The following is a 21,673-nucleotide window of genomic DNA, read 5'->3' as shown; positions in this document are numbered from 1 at the left end:
AGGCTTTATTATAATAAAAGTATATAACGTCTTATCAGTTTTGAAAGTATTGCTATATTGAATCCATTAGTTGCATCGAGCAACTTAGCGACACATTCTTAGCTTTAATCATATTATATGGGGTGATTCTCTTTACTCCAAGCCTTAAACATCTCAATAGATTTTGCTAGTACTCCTGCAGAACCTTTAAAGTTTTCTGAGCCTCTAGGTACTCCCCCCATAGCATACCACTCAAAGAAGTTTTTGTTTTTTACTACACGTTTTAGCATTGGCTGAACTTGTTGGTAAGCCTCTTCCACAAAGCCATTATCTATTAGTTGCTGAATCATACGACCACCAAACCAAGTCCAATCACCTCCATTTTGATGAACGTAAGGTGTTTTCATGCTCCCCTTAAAGAAGTTCTTAGGATAAGCTGGATACATAGTCATACCAATGCTCGGCATTCCCGAAAGTTGTACATTAAGTACCATTTGATCCAACACATCTTTAATCTCATCGTTTGTAAGCAAAGCGGCTTCAATCGCAACAGCTGTACCACCATGATAAAAGATTTGATTCTCGTCAAAGCCAGTTGGTATAGGTGAACCACTAGGGTAAATATGCGGAATAAACTTTGCATTCTCAACATCCCATAGGTATCTGCGTGTATTTGTCGAGAACTCATCACTCATCTGAGCCCATTTAGCCTTCTTATAAGGATCAGGAACCACTTTTTCAAGGTAATCCAGTGCGATAATCATCATGGCATTATCGTAAACATCAATAGCCTCATGCGAAAACTCATTTAGATCTTTACCAAAACTATCATTGGGTTGGATGTCTCCCCAATCTGCTGTCATAGCACCCCATAAGAGTCCGTACTCAACATTATAACGCTCAGTCATGAGGTAGTTAATCATATCTTCGATGCGCTCTTCAACTGTTTTACCAGCCACGTCTTCTTGCAAGATTGCAGTATCACCCGTTTTAAGAATATACTTACCTACCATCTGAATAAGTGAAGTTTCTTGGTCAGTCTGAACAGTATTTTTAAAACCTACGTGCTCAGGTGCAGCTTTTGAATAATACGGTGTATTATCAGACCATGTAAAATCCTCATGTAATACATACCCATCAACCGTTTCACCATTGGGTTGTTGCATAGCAAAAAAGAGTAAGATTGCATTTTTAATATTCTCTCTAGGTACTACTTCAAGAGCGTGTTCAATAAAAGTATTCATTTCACGAACCCAAATTTGAGAATGAACGCTTTCTATATCAAAACCTGTTTTAATAGTTAGTCTAGCCAAACTATCAACATACACTAAGTTCTTATCATCTGCTATTTTTTGTGCTAATTCCTGCTTGGGGCTTAGTTTAGATCCACAAGAAACGATGAAAAAAGAAAGTAGTACTAACGTAATGTTTTTCATTGTATTAAAGATTTTATTTTATGTGCTTTGAAGTTTTGAAAGTGCATAAGCATAGGCCCCACACATGATGGCATGATTTGTACCCAAAGCAGATATCAAAACACCTGTTTTCTTTTCAGCAAGATAAGAAACTTTTACATTAGAGTAAGGAATTTCCGTGAAATACGGTTTAGAACTTAAAAATTCAAACTTCTCATTTTTGTTCATTAAGTTAAAGACTTCCATCTGAATACGCCCTACTCGATCTCCAGAAAACATATTCATTTGAAGTCGAAGTTCACGCATAAGGGAAGGTAAAATATATTTGTATGCTCCTGTCAATCCGCCTCCTAAAACTACAAGCCCATCCACAACAGTAAGCATATGCGAAAGCGCATCACCAGCCATTTCACCCATCTCCTCAAAGCTACGTATAGCAGCTAATTGGTTACCCAAAGCAAGACCTTCGGCAATATCAAAAATATCTTTCGGGGTTAATTGGCTCCTTTTATCTTCTGAAAGCTCTGCATAAACACGTTTAACAGCACGAATACTAACACTCTCTTCAACTATTTTATCTGGATACTTCTTATTTCTAAAATTCCAAATATCACCTCCACAGCCGTTATCTCCAGTTAATAATATATTATTTATCACCACTCCACAACCAAAACCTGTACCGAAAGTAAGTCCAATCAAGTTTTTGTATTGCCAATCGCAACCCGACTTGATCAACCAATTATTAACCATTGGCAAAGCTCCATGTAAGGCTTCGCCATAGGCAAAAAGATTACCATCATTATTAATAAATACGGGTAGTCTTAATTCTTGTTCCAAATAAGGACCCAATGCTACTCCTCCTCTAAAAGCTTTATAATTGGATAAATCACCAATTATCCCATTTTTGTAATCAGCAGGACCAGGAAAGGCAAAGCTTACAGCAACAGGAAATTCATTAATCGACTCTAATTCGACCATTAGAGTCTTAAAACCAGTTAAGATAACATTCAGACAATCATCCAAGCAATCTGTATCTGCATGTAACTCCAAAGGATTGACAATCTGTTCATAATTCTTAAGAGCTGAAAACACCATCTTGGTTCCTCCAGCATCTAAAGTCAAGACGACACTTTGTTTATTTGCTCTCATAGGTTATTCAGATTAATAGGTAATAACAAGAGGTAAATCTAGGAAACACCAAGATAAGTGTCAATGGCTATAACTTGATCGTATCATTCTATTCAATTTAAATTGTATGAACATTTAAGACACTCACAAATATAAACATTACATTTACTGCATAAACAATTTAATACTATTTTTTGATATTCAAATTATATATATAATTTAAATTTGAGATACTTATGATTGATAAGGACAGCAAGATGCCACTTCATAAACAAGCAGAACACTATCTAAGACAACTCATAGAACAAGAGGAATATAAAAACGGAAAACTGCTTCCCGCAGAACTTGAGCTTTCTCAACAGATGGACATATCACGTAATACACTTCGACAAGCAATAAATACACTAGTGTCCGAGGGGTTATTGCTTCGTAAGCCTGGATATGGTACTAAAGTAGTACGTAAAGGTATAATTGGCGGGATTAATAACTGGCAAAGTTTCTCTCAGGAGATGCAAATGCTGGGCATTGAGGTTAAGAATTATGAGCTTCACGTTCGATATGAACTGCCGAGCCTCCACACGCAAAGCTTCTTTAATCTTGACAATCAGAGCACTGAACAATGTGTTGTGCTCGAACGCGTTAGAGGCAATCAAGAATATCCATTTGTCTATTTTATATCTTATTTCAATCCTCGCATTGGGCTTACAAGCGATGAAAGCTTTAATCAACCCCTATATAATATATTAGAGAAAAAGTATAAAGTTGTAGTTAAGACTTCTAAAGAAGAAATATCTGCACGTATCGCTGGAGATGAAATTGCTAAGAAACTTAATATTAGTGCTTCAGACCCAATTTTAATTCGTAAAAGATATGTGTACGATATCAATAATAATCCTATAGAATACAATATCGGCTATTATCGAGCAGATAGCTTTACATACACTATAGAGGCTAGTAGAAATATTTGAATAATTAAACTTCTAAAAACAACTACGTCACTACACTCATACGACTAGGTGGTTTTACCTAAACGACCTAGTCGCATCACTTAAGAGCTACACGCAAAATACACCTCAAAATCTTGCTCAAACCAATCCAAAAAGCTGATCTATCCATCATATCTAAATCCTTTTAAATTAATCTTCTTTCAATTGTATAAGTGCTGCTTATAGCTATATTTGTATGAACAATCTTCAATACTAAGAGTTAGCTTTATATTTAAATAAAACCAGACTTATGAAAAACAGAATCCTATTACTGTTAATCTTAACAATCATGGCTCCACCTACGTGGGCTTTCCCACAAAAGAGTGGTCAATTGGTTCAAGGTTACGAGAAAGAACTCTCGGGGACAAGAATCTCTTATGAATCACATGTACCCACTGCCAACGAGGCACTGATTAATCGAACTATCCCTGAGAGCAAACCCATTGAGTGGGAATCTCAAGTCATAAGCTCCACTAAGGGACTAACAACATTTGTTTTTACGCTTGGAGTTACAAGAATCAAACCTGGTACCCAATCGGCAGACTACCATTTATTTCTAAATGGAGACAAGCTTATTACCTTCAATCTCACCTCCAACAACCAATGGGTTGTTAAAGGCATTAAAGAGAGTAGTTTTGAGTTCGAACAATATTATAAAGATGCTAGAGACGACCTCTTTGGCTATGCATTTCTTACTATACCTAGTAAATACTTAGAAGCTGACAAACCTGTAACTTTTAAAATCTCAAGTGATAAATCCGATAAGAATGATTGGTTGATGGTCTTCAAGACACCTATACAAGATAGTGTTGAAGCACTAGCAACTCAAACAGTTCTAAAACACAGCAAAAAACAAATTATTCAAATCACATATTCTCATTTTGACAAACCAGGCAAAGTCAGGCTTGATTTTAATAATATAAGTATCACTGAGCCTGCTAAATTTGGTATAAACCACTATCAATTAGCAATCGACCCTATAAATAAAAAAGCTTCTTATCCTTTATCTATAGCCAATAACGGAGCCAAGGTCAAGACCACAGTTAATTTTAGTCCGTACAGAAATTGGAAAGTCAACTTTGTACAGCATACGCATACCGACATAGGCTACACTCGTCCACAACATGAAATCCTTTCGGAGCATATGCGTTTTATCGATTATGCACTCGACTATTGTGATCAAACCGATGATTATCCTGAAGATGCTAAGTTTAGATTTACACTAGAGACCTCTTGGTCGGTTAGCGAGTACCTAAGAACTCGCCCTAAAGAACAAGTTGAGAGATTAAAACGTAGAATTAAGGAAGGCCGTATTGAAGCAACAGCTATGTATTTCAACTTCGACGAATTGCCTTCTGAAAACGATTTAACCAATTCATTGTACCCTCTTGAAGTATTTAAACAGGAGGATATTAAGGTACAAACCGCCATGCAAAATGACGTAAATGGTGTTGGCTGGAACTTTGCTGAAACCCTCCCTGATTTGGGTATCAAATACCTCATAATGGGTACGCACGGGCACAAAGCTCTCATTAGTTTTGATATCCCTACAGCATTTTGGTGGGAATCTCCATCGGGCAAAAAGATGTTAGCCTATAGAGCAGAGCATTATAACCATGGTAACTTTTTGCAAATAGAAAAAGGAAACTTCGAAAACTTTGAGAAACGCATGCTAAAATATCTTGAGGATTTAGCCGCTAAGAACTATCCTCACGACATTGCATCGGCTCAATATTCGGGCTATTTCACCGACAATTCACCTCCCTCAATAGCTGGCAGTGAAATTGTTAAGATGTGGAATGAGAAGTACGAATATCCAAAACTAAGAATTCCTATAGCATCGGAGTTTATGGAAGAGATTGAAAAAAACTATGCAAACGAACTAGACACCTACTGTGTAGCTTGGCCAGATTGGTGGACTGATGGTTTTGGTTCGGCAGCTCGTGAAGTGGCTTTCTATAGATATGCCCAATCGGATATCATTTCGAATGAAGTAATGTTATCACTAGCGAAAATCTTAGGTGCTAAATTATCCCCTACTCTAGATAATGAAATTGCTGAAGCAAATAAAGCTCTTTTGTTTTATGGTGAGCACACCTTTGGGTTCCACGCCAGTGTAAGAGAACCATTTAATAAGGAGACCATGCAACAACGCTCACATAAGGGAGCTTATGCTTGGGAGTCTTATCGTCGAACACGACCTATTGGCGAAACAGCACTGGGACTAATGCAGTCGTATGTGCCTCGCCAAAAAGACAATGCTTCTATTATAGTATTTAACCCCATGTCTTGGCATCATAGTGGAGTCACCACCATCTATGCTGATCATGAGGTTTTGCCAATTAATCAAGAAACAATCATCCGTGATCACAACGGTAAAGAGGTGAAAAAACAGATCGTTCGCTCCTATGCTGATGCTAGCTATTGGGATATTTGGGTAGATGACATTGCACCACTGGGTTCTATGTATTACACCATTGAGCATTCTAAGAAATCACCCAATAGCAAGAGTGCTACTTATGAGTTTTCTGGTTCAATCGAAAATCAGTGGTACTCAATTGAGGTAGATACTAAAAGTGGAACCATAACCAAATGGTATGACAAAGAGCTTGGTCAAAATTTACTATCTGATCAACCCGAATGGAAAATGGGCGAGCTAATTTACGAAACCGACGATGTTAGAGGAGCTTTAGACCAATTTAAGCCAGGTAACTTCAAACACTATTCTCCAACCAACGTTCGTTTTGCAAGCTTTCAAGAAGGAGATATCTGGGATACCTATAAGTTTATTGGTACCACCCCAGCAGGAATGGGTGAAGACAATTTCACTGTTGAGTTGCAAGTCTTTAAAACAGCTAAGCAGATTAACTTAACCTACTTGCTCAACAAAAAACTAGTAACTGACCCTGAAGCAGTATATGTATCCTTCCCATTCGAACTTACTGACGGTAAAATATTCTTTGATGTTGCGGGTGGATCTATTCAGGCTGGAGTTGATCAATTACCAGGCTCAGCCAACGACTGGAATACAGTTCAAAGCTTTGCTTCGGTTCGAAACAAAGATGCCCAAATATTAATTGCTAGTAAGGAAATCCCTTTAATGCAGTTTGGAAACATCAACTTAGGGAGATTTAAGGCTGGAGCAACGCCCGAGACTAATCATATCTTTACTTGGCCAATGAACAACTATTGGGTGACCAACTTTAATGCAGATCAACATGGCGAATTTGAGTGGACTTATCAGCTAACTTCATCTAAAGATAATTCGGACGAATTGGCTAATAAATTTGGCTGGGGTACACGTTTACCACTACCAAATCGTGTAATCCCAAGTGGTGTCCAAAAAGAAGGTAAACTAAAGGACGGTTCAATGCTCAATTTTAGTGCTGAAAATCTATTGTTAATCAGTATGAAGCCAACTACAGATGCAAATGCAGTAGTACTCCATATTCGTGAGATTACCGGAAAAGAGACCAATTTTACTGTAAGTTCTGATTATGTTTCGGATATTAAACTTTCGGCGTGTGATCCGTTTGGTAAACCCTTGACCGACAAAATTGAGAAAAGTATCAACATCAAACCTTATGAAGGTAAGTTCATAAAGCTTTACTTCTAGTCTTTAACGGACTTGATGCCAACTAACAGAATACCCCCTCATCTAGCTTTCGAGCAAATGAGAGGGTATTTATGTATTATAACGTATCTAATAAGAGATCATTATTATGCTATTTTGATTAAAGTCTCACGTACACCTTTTTCTTCAAGACTCTTAACAGATGACATGTAGCTTAAAATAAATGTATCTGCCCCCTTAAGCTTGGCAGAGTTCAGAGGAGTAATATCTAAGAAATCCTCAGCATTCGAACTCGCAATTTTCTTCTTATCCACGTCAGATAACCAGGGTTCATTAATTTCAAATTTATTACCTTCATCGTCTTTTTGATATTTCAGGTAATAACGATAGACCGCAACGAAGAAAGCCAATCGATCAATATTATGACCGTCCTTAATCATCTTTATTAGATTTGGTACAATATATACTGGAATCTTGGATATTCCATCATAGCAAATACGAGCCAGTTGATCTCCGACACTTGAATTAGAGAAGCGCTCCATTAATGTCTTCTTATACTCATCCAAGTTTTCACCTTCTGGAGTTGGGACATAAGGTGTAACGTCAATATCCATAAAGTCTTGAATATATTTAGCAACCTCAGGATCTTTTATTGCTTGGTCAACCTTGCGATACCCCATAAGAAATGCGGGGTAAGACAACATGGTATGTGATGCATTTAGAAGACTTAACTTCATGTTTTCGTATGGAGCTACATCTTTAGTTAGCTTTACTCCTACACGTTCCCAGGAAGGTCTACCTGCAACAAAATCATCTTCTACAACCCACTGAGTAAAATCCTCACAATAGACTGGAGCTAAATCTTCTAAGCCATTTTCTTTATTTAATCGAGCAATATCCTCTTGAGAGACAGAAGGAGTAATACGATCAACCATCGAATTGGGGAAACTGACATTCTTTTCTGCCCATCTGGACAACTCTTTATCTTGAAGTTTGAAGAAGCTTCGAAAAGCCTTCTCAGCAGTAGTCCCGTTGTGTTGTAAATTATCACAACTTAAAATTGTAAGTCCACCTACTCCATTTTTCATACGTTTACGCAAGGCTTCTGCTACAAAACCAAAAGCTGTCTTTGGCGATTTTGGATCTTTAAGATCATTCTTGATTAATTCATCATCAACCCTAAACTCTCCCGACTCGGGGTCAAGATTATAGCCTCCCTCCGTAATGGTAAGAGTTACAATTTTTGTCAAGGGGTCAGCAATTTTATCTATTGCTAACTCTGGATTGTCCATCCCCAATACAAAGTCGAGCAAAGATCCAATCCAAAGTACTTGACGCGAACCGTCTCTATCACAAATAGTCAAGCTATATTTGCAGTCTTGCTCCTTCAATGCCTCATGAAGAGGTTTGTCGGTAGGCCGTAATCCAATACCGCAAACACCCCACCCTTGTTGATCTGCGTCACTTAGCAGTAAATGTGTATAGTATTCTTGATGAGCACGATGAAAATTACCCACACCGATGTGAACTATTCCAGCCTTGATCCTGGAACGATCATACGAAATTTCTTTAACTTTTGATTCTTTCATATGTTTAAGATTTTGGTATTAATTTATGTTTTAACACACACCTATCGGTAAGTTTAGAACACAGGTAACTATTTAAACTGTACAATCATTAATCTTTGCAAGTAAAAATCGAATTCCGTTGAACTGATAAAAATATTTCACACAAGCCTACAAGACTATATTTTGAAAAAACAGTTGTTTTGTAAAGCTTTTGTAACACACTAACAGTACAGTCGTCAAAGATCCTCTTTTTCCAAACTCATATATACTTTTTTTAAGCTTTAAAACTCGTCAATGCACCACGTATAAAGGCATATTAGAGAGTGAAATACCCAAATATAAAAATATTAGGCAGGCCTATCAAACTATAAAATAGTGTTTTTTATGAACTAGTCTGCTACTATATCTTTATTTTTAAAATAATACAAAAATCGAATTATGAATGATTTAGAACTTAAAGCTAGGATCAAAACTATTTTAGATGAAGAAATCGTCGTATTTACAACTAATGGAAAAATTCAAACCTCCTCAGGGAAAAGTTATTTTTTAAAGAGTGGGTTTCCTTCAGATATATATTCTTGTGAATTAACTGGGCTCAAAGAGCTATATAAAACAAATACTATTAATGTTTGTAGAGGAATTTTAGCTCAACACGACTTCATTCTTACGGAATATATTGAACCCGCAGTTCAGAAGAAAAACTTTCACTCTAGATTTGGGAGAAGCTTAGCCAAGCTACACCAAACTACAGGCCCTTCGTATGGTTTCAAGGAAAATAACTATATCGGGGTTAATCCTCAGTTAAATGTACCTAGCAAAGAAGAGTCAACTGACTGGGTAGCTTTTTATTATAATAAAAGGCTACTCTATCAATATAAAATGGCCGAAAAGAATCACAAGGTATCAAACGATATGAAGAGGTGTTTTAAGAAAATTGAAACCCAGATAGAGAAGCTTTTACGCCCTTACGTAGAGCCTCCCACACTTATTCACGGAGATTTATGGAGTGGAAATTATATTTGCTCGCAAGATAATCAAGCCGTTCTGATAGACCCTGCAGTATACTATGGTCAGAGAGAGGCTGAACTTGCTTTAACAAGATTGTTTGGTGGGTTTGACTCGGATTTTTATAAAGGATATGAAAAAGAATACCCTTTACAAGAGGGATGGCAGCATAGAGAAGGTATATACCGACTCTATCATATTATGAATCACCTCAATATTTTTGGGAGTGGCTATTTATCAGAGGCTGAACAACTAATCAGAAAATACAGTGAAGGATCTTAAATTAAAAAATAAATGCTTGTTGATAGTCTTCAACAAGCATTTATTTTTATTTACGAATTAAGTAGACGTTTCTTTTGCTCTTCAAATTCCGACTCAGATAAAGCACCTTTGTTTTTTAAGGCTAATAGCTTTTCAAGTTCATCGGCTATCAGATTAGGAACTGTTCCCGAATGAGTCACTTTGGATATGGTTTTTTTACCACTCTGAGCTTGTGCACTATCAACAAGATCAATAACTTTCGTTATAAGCATTACAATGTGCTGAGCTGTCTGGAGCCCACGGCGATAAAGCTGACTTTCGTGGTTAGTTAAATCAAGCGTACGTGATCCGCCAAACAACTGAGTTTTGGAGTCAAAGCAATCAATATCTATACAAGGATGATGATGACCGACCAACGTAATTCTCACTTTAATGGTTGTAGGTTTACTCGTGGAGGCTTTTGATGAACTCTTAGGAAGAAGTTGCTTAGCCTTACTTTTTTTATAAGTATCAGCAAACTGTGCATCAGTATCAATCCTTTTACTTAAGTATTCAGTCACCAATTCTGCATTCTTAAATAACTCAACCGATACAACTGAATCAAAAGGAAAAACATAGTCTTCGGAGTCTTGCAGATAGGCCAAACGTTGACTTAATCTATCAGAAACCAAAAGGAAACTATTCTGCTGCCCCATTATAAACTGTCCAACCGTAAAGTCGTCTATATCATTCGCTCTTTGCATCAAGTGTTTCCCTTGATTTTTTGTCTTTAGATATATTGCCAATAGCAAAAACAGAATAAAGAGCGTAAAGAGTAAAATTGTGCCAATTAATAAATTCATAGCATTTTATTATTTCATGTCAATAAATAAGATTAAAGATATTACAACATATTAACAAATAGAGGTTCTATTAAGTTTCATAACATGAAATAAAAATTAAGCCGAAGTAATAGCATTACTTCGGCAAAACTTATTCATTATGAAAAAATGAATTGAGAAAATGTGATAAAGTTTAGGTTAATAAGACATACTACTCAGTAAACTTATTTTTTATAATCCAATGTCAAATATAAAATCATTAATATTAGTCCAATAATTTTAGAAGTCAATATATCACTTTGCTCAAGAACAAGCACCTTTATATCTTGTTATATTTCTATATGATTACAAAACCAAACGATTAAAATAAGATTGAAGTTTAAGTCAACACTACTTATAAAGTAAAAGATACAATATTTCAGACTTCGCTCTGAAACTCAACATCTTTTATGTCTTGTCTGGACCTAATATAATATAGGTGGATGATGGAGCTATTAATATTGTTAATCGCCCAAAGATTAGGGAATAATACTTGCTAAAAGAGGGTGGAACTATAAATATTTTTATAACTTTAAAAGTAGAACATATCTTACGAATCATAAAATTTGCGCAATGAGAGAAACTAAAGCTATTCTGTCTGATATTAATACCCTTGTTCGTTCTAAAGGATACATATACTCATTATGTATGTTGATTTTAGAGGATTTTCATTATGATGTCGAACATCTTCATGAGGTAAATTACCGAGAACACGTAGGTTTCCAAGAAGTTTCATTGTTAGTGGGTTGCATGCTCCATGAACCTATTGACTTCTCATATCCTGAACATCCAAAAGAGTTATTAAGGCTCAAAAGTGAGAGCATCAGATTATTAAGTGAACTTGAAAACACACTAATCGAGAGCAATCACAAAACCATTAAAAAAGCGATTGAAGATTCTAGTGGTCTAAACGCTACCGACAACAACATTAAACAATTAAACTTTTTCATAAAGGAGGGTTCAATTACGGAGTCCATAATTTATGCTAAAAATACATCTAATGTACACCCATACAACAATGCTTTAAAACTTAAATATCAAGATGACGAAGCTTGGATGGCTAAAAACTGTGGATTTACAATTCCACAAGCACTTCAAGTTATAGATAAAATTCAGCAAAACCTTGCAGTCAAATTTAGACACTTCTACTCTTTTATGGTTAAAAACAATAAGAGTAGGACTAAAGAGTTTAATGTAGGCCCTGATGCATGGCAAATTGATTTCTATCCTTATCTAGACCTTTTCAATGAGCTAGAGGCCGAAAACAAAGAGACAGACATATCAAAAATGTCTGTGGACAATTGGTACTCCTTCTATAAAAATCTCCTTTTCTTATTTACAGTCAAACGAAAAGATTTAGGTAATGAAGATTTTATTGAATCCTTCTTAAATAAGTTTACCACAGATCAAGTTGCCGAATCCAATCGTCAATTTGAGGCAGTAGGCGACTTTAACTTTTACCGAAGCCAACCTATCCTACTTTTAGAACCAGGAGGCGATGATTATTTTATCCCCTTAACCTGTATCCTATATGAAATCCTCTATGAAGCACCTAAAAACTGGATGCTTGATGATAAAGGGTATCAAGAAACTGCACTTAAGCATTTATCAGATTTTGGTCATACCATGTGCAATAAAATACTCAGCCGAGTGTATTACCCCGATCAAATGTACCCTAATGCTACCATTACTGATGCAAAAGGTGAATCTACTCAAATAGATATACTTTGCGTGATTGCAAACAAAGCATTATGCGTGCAAATTCAATCAGAGAAGGTAACTGATATTACGCAATACAATAATGATAAAAATGTTCTAGGCTTACTTAAATCAGCTATTCAAGATGTACAGAAGTGTGCGGATAAGCAAAAAAGGCTCATATTAAGTGGAGCTAAAATAACAGATAAGGACGGGCTAGAAATAAAACTAGAGCAACCAATCACGGAAGTCGAGTTAATGGGAGTAACGACTAAAAACTGTCCAACCATTACGCAGCAAGCTTATATCTTTATGGATAAGAGCAAGAAAGACTCCTACCCTTTATTTACAAGTATATTTGAGTTGGATATTTTGGCACACTATCTGAAAAATCCATTTACCTTCTTGTATTATTTAGGACAACGAAGCAAGCTTTCAAATCAGTATATTGCCTCCGAGGAAATGGCTTACTTAGGATATCACTTATGCCATAGTCTACACCCAAGTCATGACAAGAAGACTATATACATCGACGATGAATATGCAGAATACGTCAACAGAAACTTCTTCCCATACCTATTTGGCATTGACGGATGGATTGACGATAGAAAAGACCCCATAAAGCATAGATGGACGAATACTTGGTTCTCAAGAATCTGCAAACAGATTAAACAGTCCAATCGCCTTGACAGAGTCGATATCTTATTCCATCTCTATGATTTGAGTATGGAAGGTATAGATCGGATGATCAAGCGAATGAGAGATTTAAAAGAGAAGGCACAGCGTGATGGAAGCCAAGACAATGCTTCTATTTATATTAAAGATTATGATTTTGGTCTTAATTATCTGGTAAAGTCTGACCTTGATCAAAAGAAATTAGAAAGCGACCTCGAGGAGTATTGCCAAAACACGAAATATAAGCATAAAGCACATTTTTGGCTGGGCTTTGGCTGTTTAACCCGCAGTACCGATGCTTATGATGCTATAGTTTATCTTAAGGAACCTTGGAAGTATAATAAAGAATACGATAGAAAGATTTCTAAAGGCATACGCTTCTTCAAGAGGCGAAACTAAAAAATATTAATCAAAAACAAATCGGCTTGAGTAACAAAATTACTCAAGCCGATTTGTTTAGCATACATCACTACGCACTCAGAATTTTAAAATGACTTACTCACTCATCTTAAACCAAAGGCTAGCCACTAGCAAACGACTTACTGATTTTTGCTATCTTAAATACGGAAGTAAACCTTCTAACCTCCTCACTCCCATATACAAATAGTTAGAAATAGGCTTAAGGCTTATTAAATAGTTATGAATACTGTTTCAATTATGAATCTTTATTTCTATGTTTAAAGTTCGGCTTGCATACAAGTGCATTTAAACCTACACTTTTGAAGTGTTATTGGTTGGGATAACTCCCTCCTAATTGTGGTTTAAAGTTCAATGGCATGGTATTTGTTATAAATGTATTGTAAGTTATATAAAACATAAACTCCACCAATAGCGTTGCAATTGAGTAAGTGACTGTTTTATGAGTAAGAAACTTCAAGTTAGAAAGGAATAAATAATGAAGAGTCAATTTTCAAAACAAGTAGCCAATGTTGTGGTCAACAGTAAGAAGGAGGCTAATCGTTTGAACAACAATTATATTGGCCCCGAACACTTACTATTAGGCATCATCCGTGATGGCCAAGGTAAGGCTATAGATATTCTCCAAAATCTAAATGTAGATATAAGTCAGATAAAAGAAAGCATAGAACATGTTCTGAATGCATACAAAGATGATTTACTACTACCAGATGCTGATGTGCCTTTATCTGCTGATGCATCTAAGATTCTAAGAATGTGTATACTAGAAGCTCGTTCACAACATAACCCTACAGCTGATACAGAACATCTGCTATTGGCTATATTACGTGAAAAAAATAATTTAGCAGCAAGAATGTTACAAGAAGATAATATAGATTACGATAAGGTATACAATGAGATACTAAAAGTAACTCCTGACATCAAGTCAGGAATGGATTTTCCAGAAGACGACAACGAAGAGGATGATATCACTCCACCCTATGGAGATGACTCGTTACAAGGTGAGTCTAAAACCTATGCAAAGACTGCAACAAAGAGTTCTAATGATACTCCAGTACTCGATAACTTCGGTATTGACATGACTGCAGCAGCTGCCAATGGTAAGCTTGATCCTGTAGTAGGACGTGAAAACGAAATACAACGCGTAGCTCAAATCCTAAGCCGTAGAAAAAAGAATAATCCCATATTAATCGGTGATCCAGGTGTTGGTAAATCGGCTATTGTCGAAGGGCTTGCTCTACGTATTGTAGAAAAAAAGGTATCACGTATCTTATTTGATAAACGAGTTATAGCTCTTGATATGGCTGCCGTTGTAGCAGGAACGAAATACAGAGGTCAGTTCGAAGAAAGAATTCAATCTATCTTGAACGAGCTTCGCAAGAATCCAGATGTGATCTTATTTATCGATGAGATTCACACTATAGTGGGTGCGGGTTCGGCTGCAGGATCTATGGATGCTGCCAACATGCTAAAGCCTGCCCTTGCACGTGGCGAAATTCAATGTATTGGTGCAACTACACTCGATGAGTATCGTAACAACATTGAAAAGGATGGTGCTCTAGAGCGTCGTTTCCAAAAGATTTTGGTAGAACCAACCACACCAGCCGAGACATTAGCAATTTTAAAGAACATCAAGGCGCGATATGAAGAACATCACAATGTCAATTATACAGACGAAGCTTTAGCTGCTTGTGTAAGCTTGACAGACAGATACATCAACGATCGCTTTTTCCCTGATAAGGCTATTGACGCCTTAGATGAAGCTGGAGCACGAATACACTTAACAAATATCAGTGTTCCCAAAGAAATTGAAGACCAAGAAGCCCTGCTTGAAGAGATAAAAGCCAAAAAGACAGAGTCGGTTAAAATTCAAAATTTCGAGTTAGCTGCTAGCTTCAGAGACCAAGAGAGAAAAGCTCAAACTATTCTTGAGGAGATGAAAGAGAAGTGGGAAAACGAAATGAAAGAAAGCCGTGAAACGGTTCATGAATCAGATATAGAGGCTGTTGTAGCTTTAATGTCGGGGGTACCTGTACAGAAGATGGAAGTTGCTGAAGGAGAGAAATTACTTCTACTTCGTGATGACTTGAAAGCAAAGGTAATCTCTCAAGACAATGCTGTCAATCAAATAACCAAGGCAATTTTACGTAGTCGTGTGGGCTTAAAAGACCCCAAAAAGCCTACAGGGACTTTCTTGTTCTTGGGTCCTACTGGAGTTGGTAAAACCTACCTAGCAAAGGAACTAGCAAAAGAGATGTTTGGAACCTCTGAAGCATTAATCCGTATGGATATGTCGGAGTATATGGAAAAATACTCAGTATCTAAACTTGTAGGGTCAGCTCCTGGATATGTCGGCTATGAAGATGGTGGTCAACTCACTGAGCAAATTCGCCGTCGTCCCTACTCTATTGTGCTACTCGACGAGATTGAGAAGGCACACCCTGAGGTGTTTAATATCTTATTGCAAGTGATGGACGAAGGACGATTAACAGATGGAAACGGACGATTGGTTGACTTTAAAAACACAATCATCATCATGACCTCTAATATTGGATCTCGTACGCTTAAAGATTTTGGACGAGGAGTTGGCTTTACAACACCATCTGATGTTAGCGATAAGGAGCATGCAAATAGTGTGATTAGAAAGTCTTTGAATAAGACATTCGCACCCGAGTTTATCAACCGTATTGATGAGATTATAACCTTCAACTCACTTGATAAGGATGCACTTATTAAGATTGTTGATTTAGAGGTACAAACTCTGATTAAACGAGTTCTTGAAATCGGATACACATTAGACATTACGCCCCAGGCCAAAGCATTTATTGTTGAATCAGGCTATGATCCACAATTTGGTGCTCGCCCAATTCAGAGAGCATTGCAGACTCATATTGAAGATGCACTGTCTGAACTATTGGTTAGTGGTACATTTAAGAAAGGAGACACAATAACAGTGATTCCATCCGAAACTGAGAAAAAGCTTGAGTTCAAAGCAGAACATAAAGCTGAGAAATAATAAATAAGACTAGTTTGCAAAGCTTAGTCTTTTAAACAAGACAAAATGTCAGACTCTTGGGTCTGGCATTTTTTTTGCTTTACAATGAATCAGAATACAATTAATAATTAAATTAAAGATATTATGAGAAAAGGCAATATAGGGGTTACTACAGAAAATATATTCCCTATTATTAAAAAGTTTTTATACAGTGATCACGAAATATTCTTACGTGAGCTTGTTTCGAATGCGGTTGATGCTAGTCAAAAACTTAAAACATTAGACTCTATTGGTGAGTTCAAAGGAGAGCTAGGCGACCTTACAGTTCAGGTTAAACTAGACAAAGAAAATAAAACAATAACCATTTCTGACCACGGTATCGGACTTACCTCTGAAGAAGTGGACAAATACATCAACCAAATTGCTTTTTCGGGAGCTAATGACTTTCTAGAAAAATACAAGGATGATGCTAATGCAATTATCGGACATTTTGGTTTAGGTTTCTACTCGGCATTTATGGTAGCCAAACAAGTAGATATCATCTCTAAATCTCACTTAGAAGGCGCTAAAGCTGTAAAATGGAGTTGCGATGGTAGCCCAGAATACACTTTGGAAGAAACAGAGAAAGCTGAGCGTGGAACGGATATCGTGTTACATATTGACGATGAGAGTATCGAATTCTTAGAGGAAGAACGCTTATCAGGCCTACTACACAAATATTGCAGCTTCTTACCTATTCCTGTAGCTTTTGGCTTCAAGAAGGAGTGGAAAGACGGCAAACAAGTGGTAACTACTGAGCTAAATATCATCAACGATACAGCTCCACTTTGGACTCGTACACCCTCAGAGCTCAAAGACGAAGACTATATTGCTTTCTACAAAAAGCTATATCCTATGTCGGATGATCCATTATTTTGGATCCATTTGAATGTAGATTATCCTTTCAATCTTACTGGTATTCTTTATTTCCCTAAAGTCAAAACAAACATTGACCTGAGCAAAAACAAGATTCAACTTTACTGCAATCAGGTTTATGTTACCGACTCGGTTGAAGGAATAGTACCTGACTTCTTGACACTATTACATGGTGTGATTGACTCACCAGATATTCCTCTAAACGTATCACGTTCATACCTACAAAGTGACAGTAACGTTAAGAAGATCTCTAGCTACATCACTAAGAAGGTTTCGGATAGACTTCAGTCTATTTTCAAGAATGACCGTCAAGGTTTTGAAGAAAAGTGGAACGACATCAAATTGTTTATCAACTACGGCATGCTAACGCAAGAAGACTTCTTTGACCGTGCTAAGAATTATGCCTTATTCAATGATACCGATAATAAGTTTTATACTTATGAGGAGTATCAAACACTTGTTAAAGAAAATCAGACAGATAAAGATGGAACACTCGTTTATCTGTATGCTACAAACAAAGAAGAACAGTATAGCTTCATTGAAGCAGCACAGAACAAAGGATACAATGTTTTAGTTATGGATGGCCAGCTCGATGTAGCGCTAATCAATCAACTAGAGCAAAAATTTGAGAAAACTCGTTTTACTCGTGTGGATGCCGATGTGGTAGATAATCTGATTGTAAAAGATGATCAACTCAAAGACACACTTGAGCCCAGTAAGTCTGAGATATTGACCACTACATTTAAGAGTCAACTACCTAAGCTGAATAAATTAGAATTTAGCGTAATGACTCAAGCTATGGGGAATAATAACTCACCTGTAATTATTACTCAGAGTGAGTACATGCGTCGTATGAAAGAGATGGCTTCAATCCAAACAGGAATGAACTTCTATGGTGAGATGCCTGATATGTTTAACGTAGTACTCAACTCTGACCACGAGCTAATCAAACAAGTTCTAGCAGACTCGGAGAAAGCTACTGCAGCAGAGATCTCTCCTATTGAAAAAGAACTCAATGAGGTAGATGCTCGCAATCAAGTACTCGAGCTTGAAATGAAAGATAAGAAAGAAGAAGAAATTGATACTGTCCTAAAAGATGAATCGAAAGAGATCAGTGAAAAACGAGCTCAATTAAAAGCTCAGAAAGACACTGTTTTTGCAACTTATGCTAGCAAGAATAAGATTGTACGTCAACTTATCGATTTGGCACTTCTTCAAAATAATATGCTTAAAGGACAAGCTTTAAACGACTTTGTTAAGCGAAGTATAGAGCTAATTTAAGCCTACAGACAATATTAAATTAGTAGTATAAGCATGAGATAGCCCCGTTAGTAAAAAACTAACGGGGCTATTTTTTGTTGTAAAGGTAATGTTATGATTGTAAGATGAAATAGATGGATAAATTCTATCCATTTTTTCATTTCTTGTAACGAAAGAAAAACTACATTAATAGCATCAACAAAAATTTATCTCTATCTTTATCAATATAATAGGCTATTTAGATATTTTAAAAAGGAACTTATGAGAAAACTCTTATTCATTCTCCTGGGGTGTGCATTGCTTTTACCACAACTTAAAGCACAGCGTGTAGGATTAGTACTCAGCGGAGGAGGAGCAAAAGGATTAACGCATATCGGAGTTATACGAGCTTTAGAAGAGAGCGGGATTCCAATAGATTATGTTACAGGAACTTCTATGGGAGCCGTAATAGGATCTCTATATGCCATGGGATATTCACCTGATGATATGGTTGAACTTATTAGCTCAGAAGAATTTAAAAGGTGGTACACAGGTCAAGTTGAAGCCGATTATATGTATTTCTTTAAGAAAAACAGAAATACTCCTGAGTTTATAAATATCCGAATGTCTGTAAAAGATTCTGTTCGTATTAAGACTCAGTTTATACCCACAAGTGTAGTCAACCCTATCCAGATGAACTTGGCTTTCTTGCAGAAGTTTTCTCAAGCAACAGCCTTAAGTCAAGGCAATTTCAACAACTTATTTGTACCCTTTAGATGTGTAGCATCGGATGTATATAACAAAGAAGCGATGGTACTAAAAGGTGGAGACTTAGGAGATGCTGTTCGTGCATCTATGAGCTTCCCCTTTGTATTTAAACCCATAGTTGTTGATAGTGTATTGGCATACGATGGTGGGATATATAATAACTTCCCTGTAGATGTTATGCAAAAAGACTTCAACCCTGAGGTAGTTTTAGGTAGTATTGTGGCGCGTAACCCTGAAGCTCCACAGCTAGATAACCTCATGAGTCAAATAGACAATATGGTTATGCAGAAGTCTAACTATTCACTACCCGACTCACTAGGGATAGCATTACAATTTCGTTTTGATGACATAGGTTTATTGGATATGGGTCGCATAGACGAGCTTCAAGAAATAGGCTATAAAGAGACCATGCGAAAGATAGATGATATAAAAAAACGTATTAACCGACGTGTTGATCCCGAAGCTGTAGCATTAAAGAGAATGCTATTTAAGAGTAAGCTACCCGAACTACGCTTTAGAAACATCTATATTGATGGAGCCAACGAGCAACAACAAAGTTATATAAGAAGAGAGTTTAAGGCAATTAATAATGATGACTTCTCTTTTGAGGAACTAAAGCGTGCCTATTTTAGACTTTTATCGGGTAACATGATCCAAGAAATCATTCCACATGCTGTTTATGATCCAGCTAGTGGCTTATATGACTTGCATTTGAACGTACAAATTCAAGATAACTTAATGATTCGAATTGGTGGTAATATTTCAACAACGAATGCCAACCAAATTTATTTGGGTGCTACTTACCAAAACCTTAACTATTACGCAAAAGAGTTGAGTTTTGACGGTCAGCTTGGTCGGGTTTATAATAATGCACAAATAACAGGTCGAATCGATTTACCAACAAAAATACCGACCTCCTACCGACTTATTGCATCGATTACATCATTTGACTACTACAAAAACGACAAATTGTTTAGTAGAGACTATAACCCAGTATTCAACAGTTCCGACGAATACTTCTTGAAAGGATTTATGGCTCTACCATTTTTGTCAACTAAACGTGCAGAGTTTAGTTTCGGCATAGCAAAACTATCTGATAAATATTATCAAACTCGTATAATTGACTTTGAGAACGACAGACAGGATAGAAGTATTTACAAGCTATTTGGAGGTTCTGTTGGCATCATGAGCAATACGCTGAATTCTAAACAATATGCAACAGGTGGATATCAAGAGTCACTTGTAGCACAAGTGTATTCTGGTAAAGAATATTATCGACCAGGCAGCACGGATAAAAAACAGGAAAGAGTAAACCAACAACATTCCTGGCTTCAGATAGGCTATAAAAGGGAACAATATCATACCCTAGCTAAAAAATTTGTATTGGGTTGGCAGGCGGATGCACTTTACTCATCGCGAAACTTTAGTCAGAACTACACAGCAACCATGATGCAAGCTGGTACATTTTCTCCTACTGCACATAGTAAACTTATTTATAACGAAGCTTTCAGAGCCAATCAATATTTTGCTGCTGGTATCAAACCAATATTTTTATTGAGTGATATGCTACAATTTAGAACAGAATTGTATGGATTTTTCCCAGTATTCCCAATCAACAAAAGACCAGATGACAAGCCATATTATGGCAGATCATTCTCAAAAGCAGAATTTATTGGAGAATCTTCGTTAGTTTTTACTTTACCCTTTGGGCAAGTCTCGGCCTTTGTAAACTACTATAGTTCACCGAAGAAGGACTGGAATGTGGGGCTATCAATCGGTTGGCAGCTGTTCAACTATCGTTTTCTAGAGTAAAAAAGTTGTCTATAAATTTGCAAAGAATTAAAAAGTGCGTATCTTTGCAAGCGTAAAACAAATACGGCTGCGTGGCTCAACTGAATAGAGCATCTGACTACGGATCAGAAGGTTGCAGGTTTGAATCCTGCCGCGGTCACTTTTGTTAACAAATAGAAATGGTTGCGTGGCTCAACTGAATAGAGCATCTGACTACGGATCAGAAGGTTGTAGGTTTGAATCCTACCGCGATCACTCCTAATAAGGAAATACATATTGGCTGCGTGGCTCAACTGAATAGAGCATCTGACTACGGATCAGAAGGTTGCAGGTTTGAATCCTGCCGCGGTCACAACAAACAAGAGACGTGTTAATTAATATTATCACGTCTCTTTCTTT

At 36.7% G+C, this 21,673-nt stretch carries 11 protein-coding genes and 3 tRNA genes; 10 read left to right on the top strand and 4 right to left on the bottom strand.

What is annotated here, in order from left to right:
* Positions 1 to 113: 113 nt before the first annotated feature.
* Positions 114 to 1,415, bottom strand: a complete 1,302-nt coding sequence (locus B091_RS0102755) for a glucosidase family protein (RefSeq protein WP_018108479.1) — start codon at positions 1,413 to 1,415, stop codon at positions 114 to 116.
* Between the two features lie 18 nt (positions 1,416 to 1,433).
* Complete coding sequence (locus B091_RS0102750) at positions 1,434 to 2,543, bottom strand: ROK family protein (RefSeq protein WP_018108478.1); 1,110 nt, start codon at positions 2,541 to 2,543, stop codon at positions 1,434 to 1,436.
* 215 nt (positions 2,544 to 2,758) lie between these two features.
* On the opposite strand from B091_RS0102750, the gene B091_RS0102745 reads away from it, so the two are divergent.
* Entirely contained in the window at positions 2,759 to 3,490 is a 732-nt protein-coding gene (locus tag B091_RS0102745) for a GntR family transcriptional regulator (protein ID WP_018108477.1), read from the top strand.
* A gap of 268 nt (positions 3,491 to 3,758) precedes the next feature.
* Complete coding sequence (locus B091_RS11660; RefSeq protein ID WP_018108476.1) at positions 3,759 to 7,124, top strand: glycoside hydrolase family 38 N-terminal domain-containing protein; 3,366 nt, start codon at positions 3,759 to 3,761, stop codon at positions 7,122 to 7,124.
* Positions 7,125 to 7,228: 104 nt separating this feature from the next.
* On the opposite strand, the gene B091_RS0102735 is transcribed toward B091_RS11660, so the two are convergent.
* Positions 7,229 to 8,671 carry a mannitol dehydrogenase family protein gene (locus B091_RS0102735; RefSeq protein ID WP_018108475.1) on the bottom strand — a complete coding sequence of 481 codons (1,443 nt, stop codon included), beginning with the start codon at positions 8,669 to 8,671 and terminating at the stop codon, positions 7,229 to 7,231.
* Positions 8,672 to 9,088: 417 nt separating this feature from the next.
* Here B091_RS0102735 and B091_RS0102730 point away from each other — a divergent pair, with 417 nt between their 5' ends.
* Entirely contained in the window at positions 9,089 to 9,937 is an 849-nt protein-coding gene (locus tag B091_RS0102730) for a fructosamine kinase family protein (RefSeq protein WP_018108474.1), read from the top strand.
* A gap of 50 nt (positions 9,938 to 9,987) precedes the next feature.
* Here B091_RS0102730 and B091_RS0102725 read toward each other — a convergent pair whose 3' ends face one another.
* Positions 9,988 to 10,758 (bottom strand): SHOCT domain-containing protein, encoded by a 771-nt coding sequence (locus tag B091_RS0102725; protein WP_018108473.1) that lies wholly within the window; start codon positions 10,756 to 10,758, stop codon positions 9,988 to 9,990.
* Positions 10,759 to 11,349: 591 nt separating this feature from the next.
* On the opposite strand from B091_RS0102725, the gene B091_RS0102720 reads away from it, so the two are divergent.
* From B091_RS0102720 to B091_RS0102690, 7 genes are all read left to right on the top strand, one after another.
* On the top strand, positions 11,350 to 13,548 hold the full coding sequence (locus B091_RS0102720) for a hypothetical protein (RefSeq protein ID WP_018108472.1): 2,199 nt from the start codon (positions 11,350 to 11,352) through the stop codon (positions 13,546 to 13,548).
* 496 nt (positions 13,549 to 14,044) lie between these two features.
* Positions 14,045 to 16,582 (top strand): ATP-dependent Clp protease ATP-binding subunit, encoded by a 2,538-nt coding sequence (locus tag B091_RS0102715; RefSeq protein ID WP_018108471.1) that lies wholly within the window; start codon positions 14,045 to 14,047, stop codon positions 16,580 to 16,582.
* A gap of 123 nt (positions 16,583 to 16,705) precedes the next feature.
* Positions 16,706 to 18,757 (top strand): molecular chaperone HtpG, encoded by a 2,052-nt coding sequence (gene htpG, locus B091_RS0102710; protein ID WP_018108470.1) that lies wholly within the window; start codon positions 16,706 to 16,708, stop codon positions 18,755 to 18,757.
* Positions 18,758 to 18,997: 240 nt separating this feature from the next.
* Positions 18,998 to 21,295 carry a patatin-like phospholipase family protein gene (locus B091_RS0102705; RefSeq protein WP_018108469.1) on the top strand — a complete coding sequence of 766 codons (2,298 nt, stop codon included), beginning with the start codon at positions 18,998 to 19,000 and terminating at the stop codon, positions 21,293 to 21,295.
* 65 nt (positions 21,296 to 21,360) lie between these two features.
* A tRNA-Arg gene (locus B091_RS0102700) sits at positions 21,361 to 21,434 on the top strand.
* 21 nt (positions 21,435 to 21,455) lie between these two features.
* Positions 21,456 to 21,529: transfer RNA gene (locus B091_RS0102695), tRNA-Arg, on the top strand.
* Positions 21,530 to 21,552: 23 nt separating this feature from the next.
* Positions 21,553 to 21,626 (top strand) — tRNA-Arg (locus tag B091_RS0102690).
* The last annotated feature ends 47 nt before the right edge of the window (positions 21,627 to 21,673 follow it).

The organism is Bacteroides propionicifaciens DSM 19291 = JCM 14649 (genome assembly GCF_000375405.1).
GTDB classification, from domain to species: Bacteria; Bacteroidota; Bacteroidia; order Bacteroidales; family Bacteroidaceae; genus Bacteroides_E; species Bacteroides_E propionicifaciens.
This window is presented reverse-complemented; position numbering and strand designations above follow the sequence as displayed.

What these genes read in the sequence shown, in the direction of transcription:
- B091_RS0102755 (WP_018108479.1), bottom strand. Translation starts at nt 1,415, where the DNA reads ATGAAAAACATTACGTTAGTACTACTTTCTTTTTTCATCGTTTCTTGT.
- B091_RS0102750 (WP_018108478.1), bottom strand. Translation starts at nt 2,543, where the DNA reads ATGAGAGCAAATAAACAAAGTGTCGTCTTGACTTTAGATGCTGGAGGA.
- B091_RS0102745 (WP_018108477.1), top strand. Translation starts at nt 2,759, where the DNA reads ATGATTGATAAGGACAGCAAGATGCCACTTCATAAACAAGCAGAACAC.
- B091_RS11660 (WP_018108476.1), top strand. Translation starts at nt 3,759, where the DNA reads ATGAAAAACAGAATCCTATTACTGTTAATCTTAACAATCATGGCTCCA.
- B091_RS0102735 (WP_018108475.1), bottom strand. Translation starts at nt 8,671, where the DNA reads ATGAAAGAATCAAAAGTTAAAGAAATTTCGTATGATCGTTCCAGGATC.
- B091_RS0102730 (WP_018108474.1), top strand. Translation starts at nt 9,089, where the DNA reads ATGAATGATTTAGAACTTAAAGCTAGGATCAAAACTATTTTAGATGAA.
- B091_RS0102725 (WP_018108473.1), bottom strand. Translation starts at nt 10,758, where the DNA reads ATGAATTTATTAATTGGCACAATTTTACTCTTTACGCTCTTTATTCTG.
- B091_RS0102720 (WP_018108472.1), top strand. Translation starts at nt 11,350, where the DNA reads ATGAGAGAAACTAAAGCTATTCTGTCTGATATTAATACCCTTGTTCGT.
- B091_RS0102715 (WP_018108471.1), top strand. Translation starts at nt 14,045, where the DNA reads ATGAAGAGTCAATTTTCAAAACAAGTAGCCAATGTTGTGGTCAACAGT.
- htpG (WP_018108470.1), top strand. Translation starts at nt 16,706, where the DNA reads ATGAGAAAAGGCAATATAGGGGTTACTACAGAAAATATATTCCCTATT.
- B091_RS0102705 (WP_018108469.1), top strand. Translation starts at nt 18,998, where the DNA reads ATGAGAAAACTCTTATTCATTCTCCTGGGGTGTGCATTGCTTTTACCA.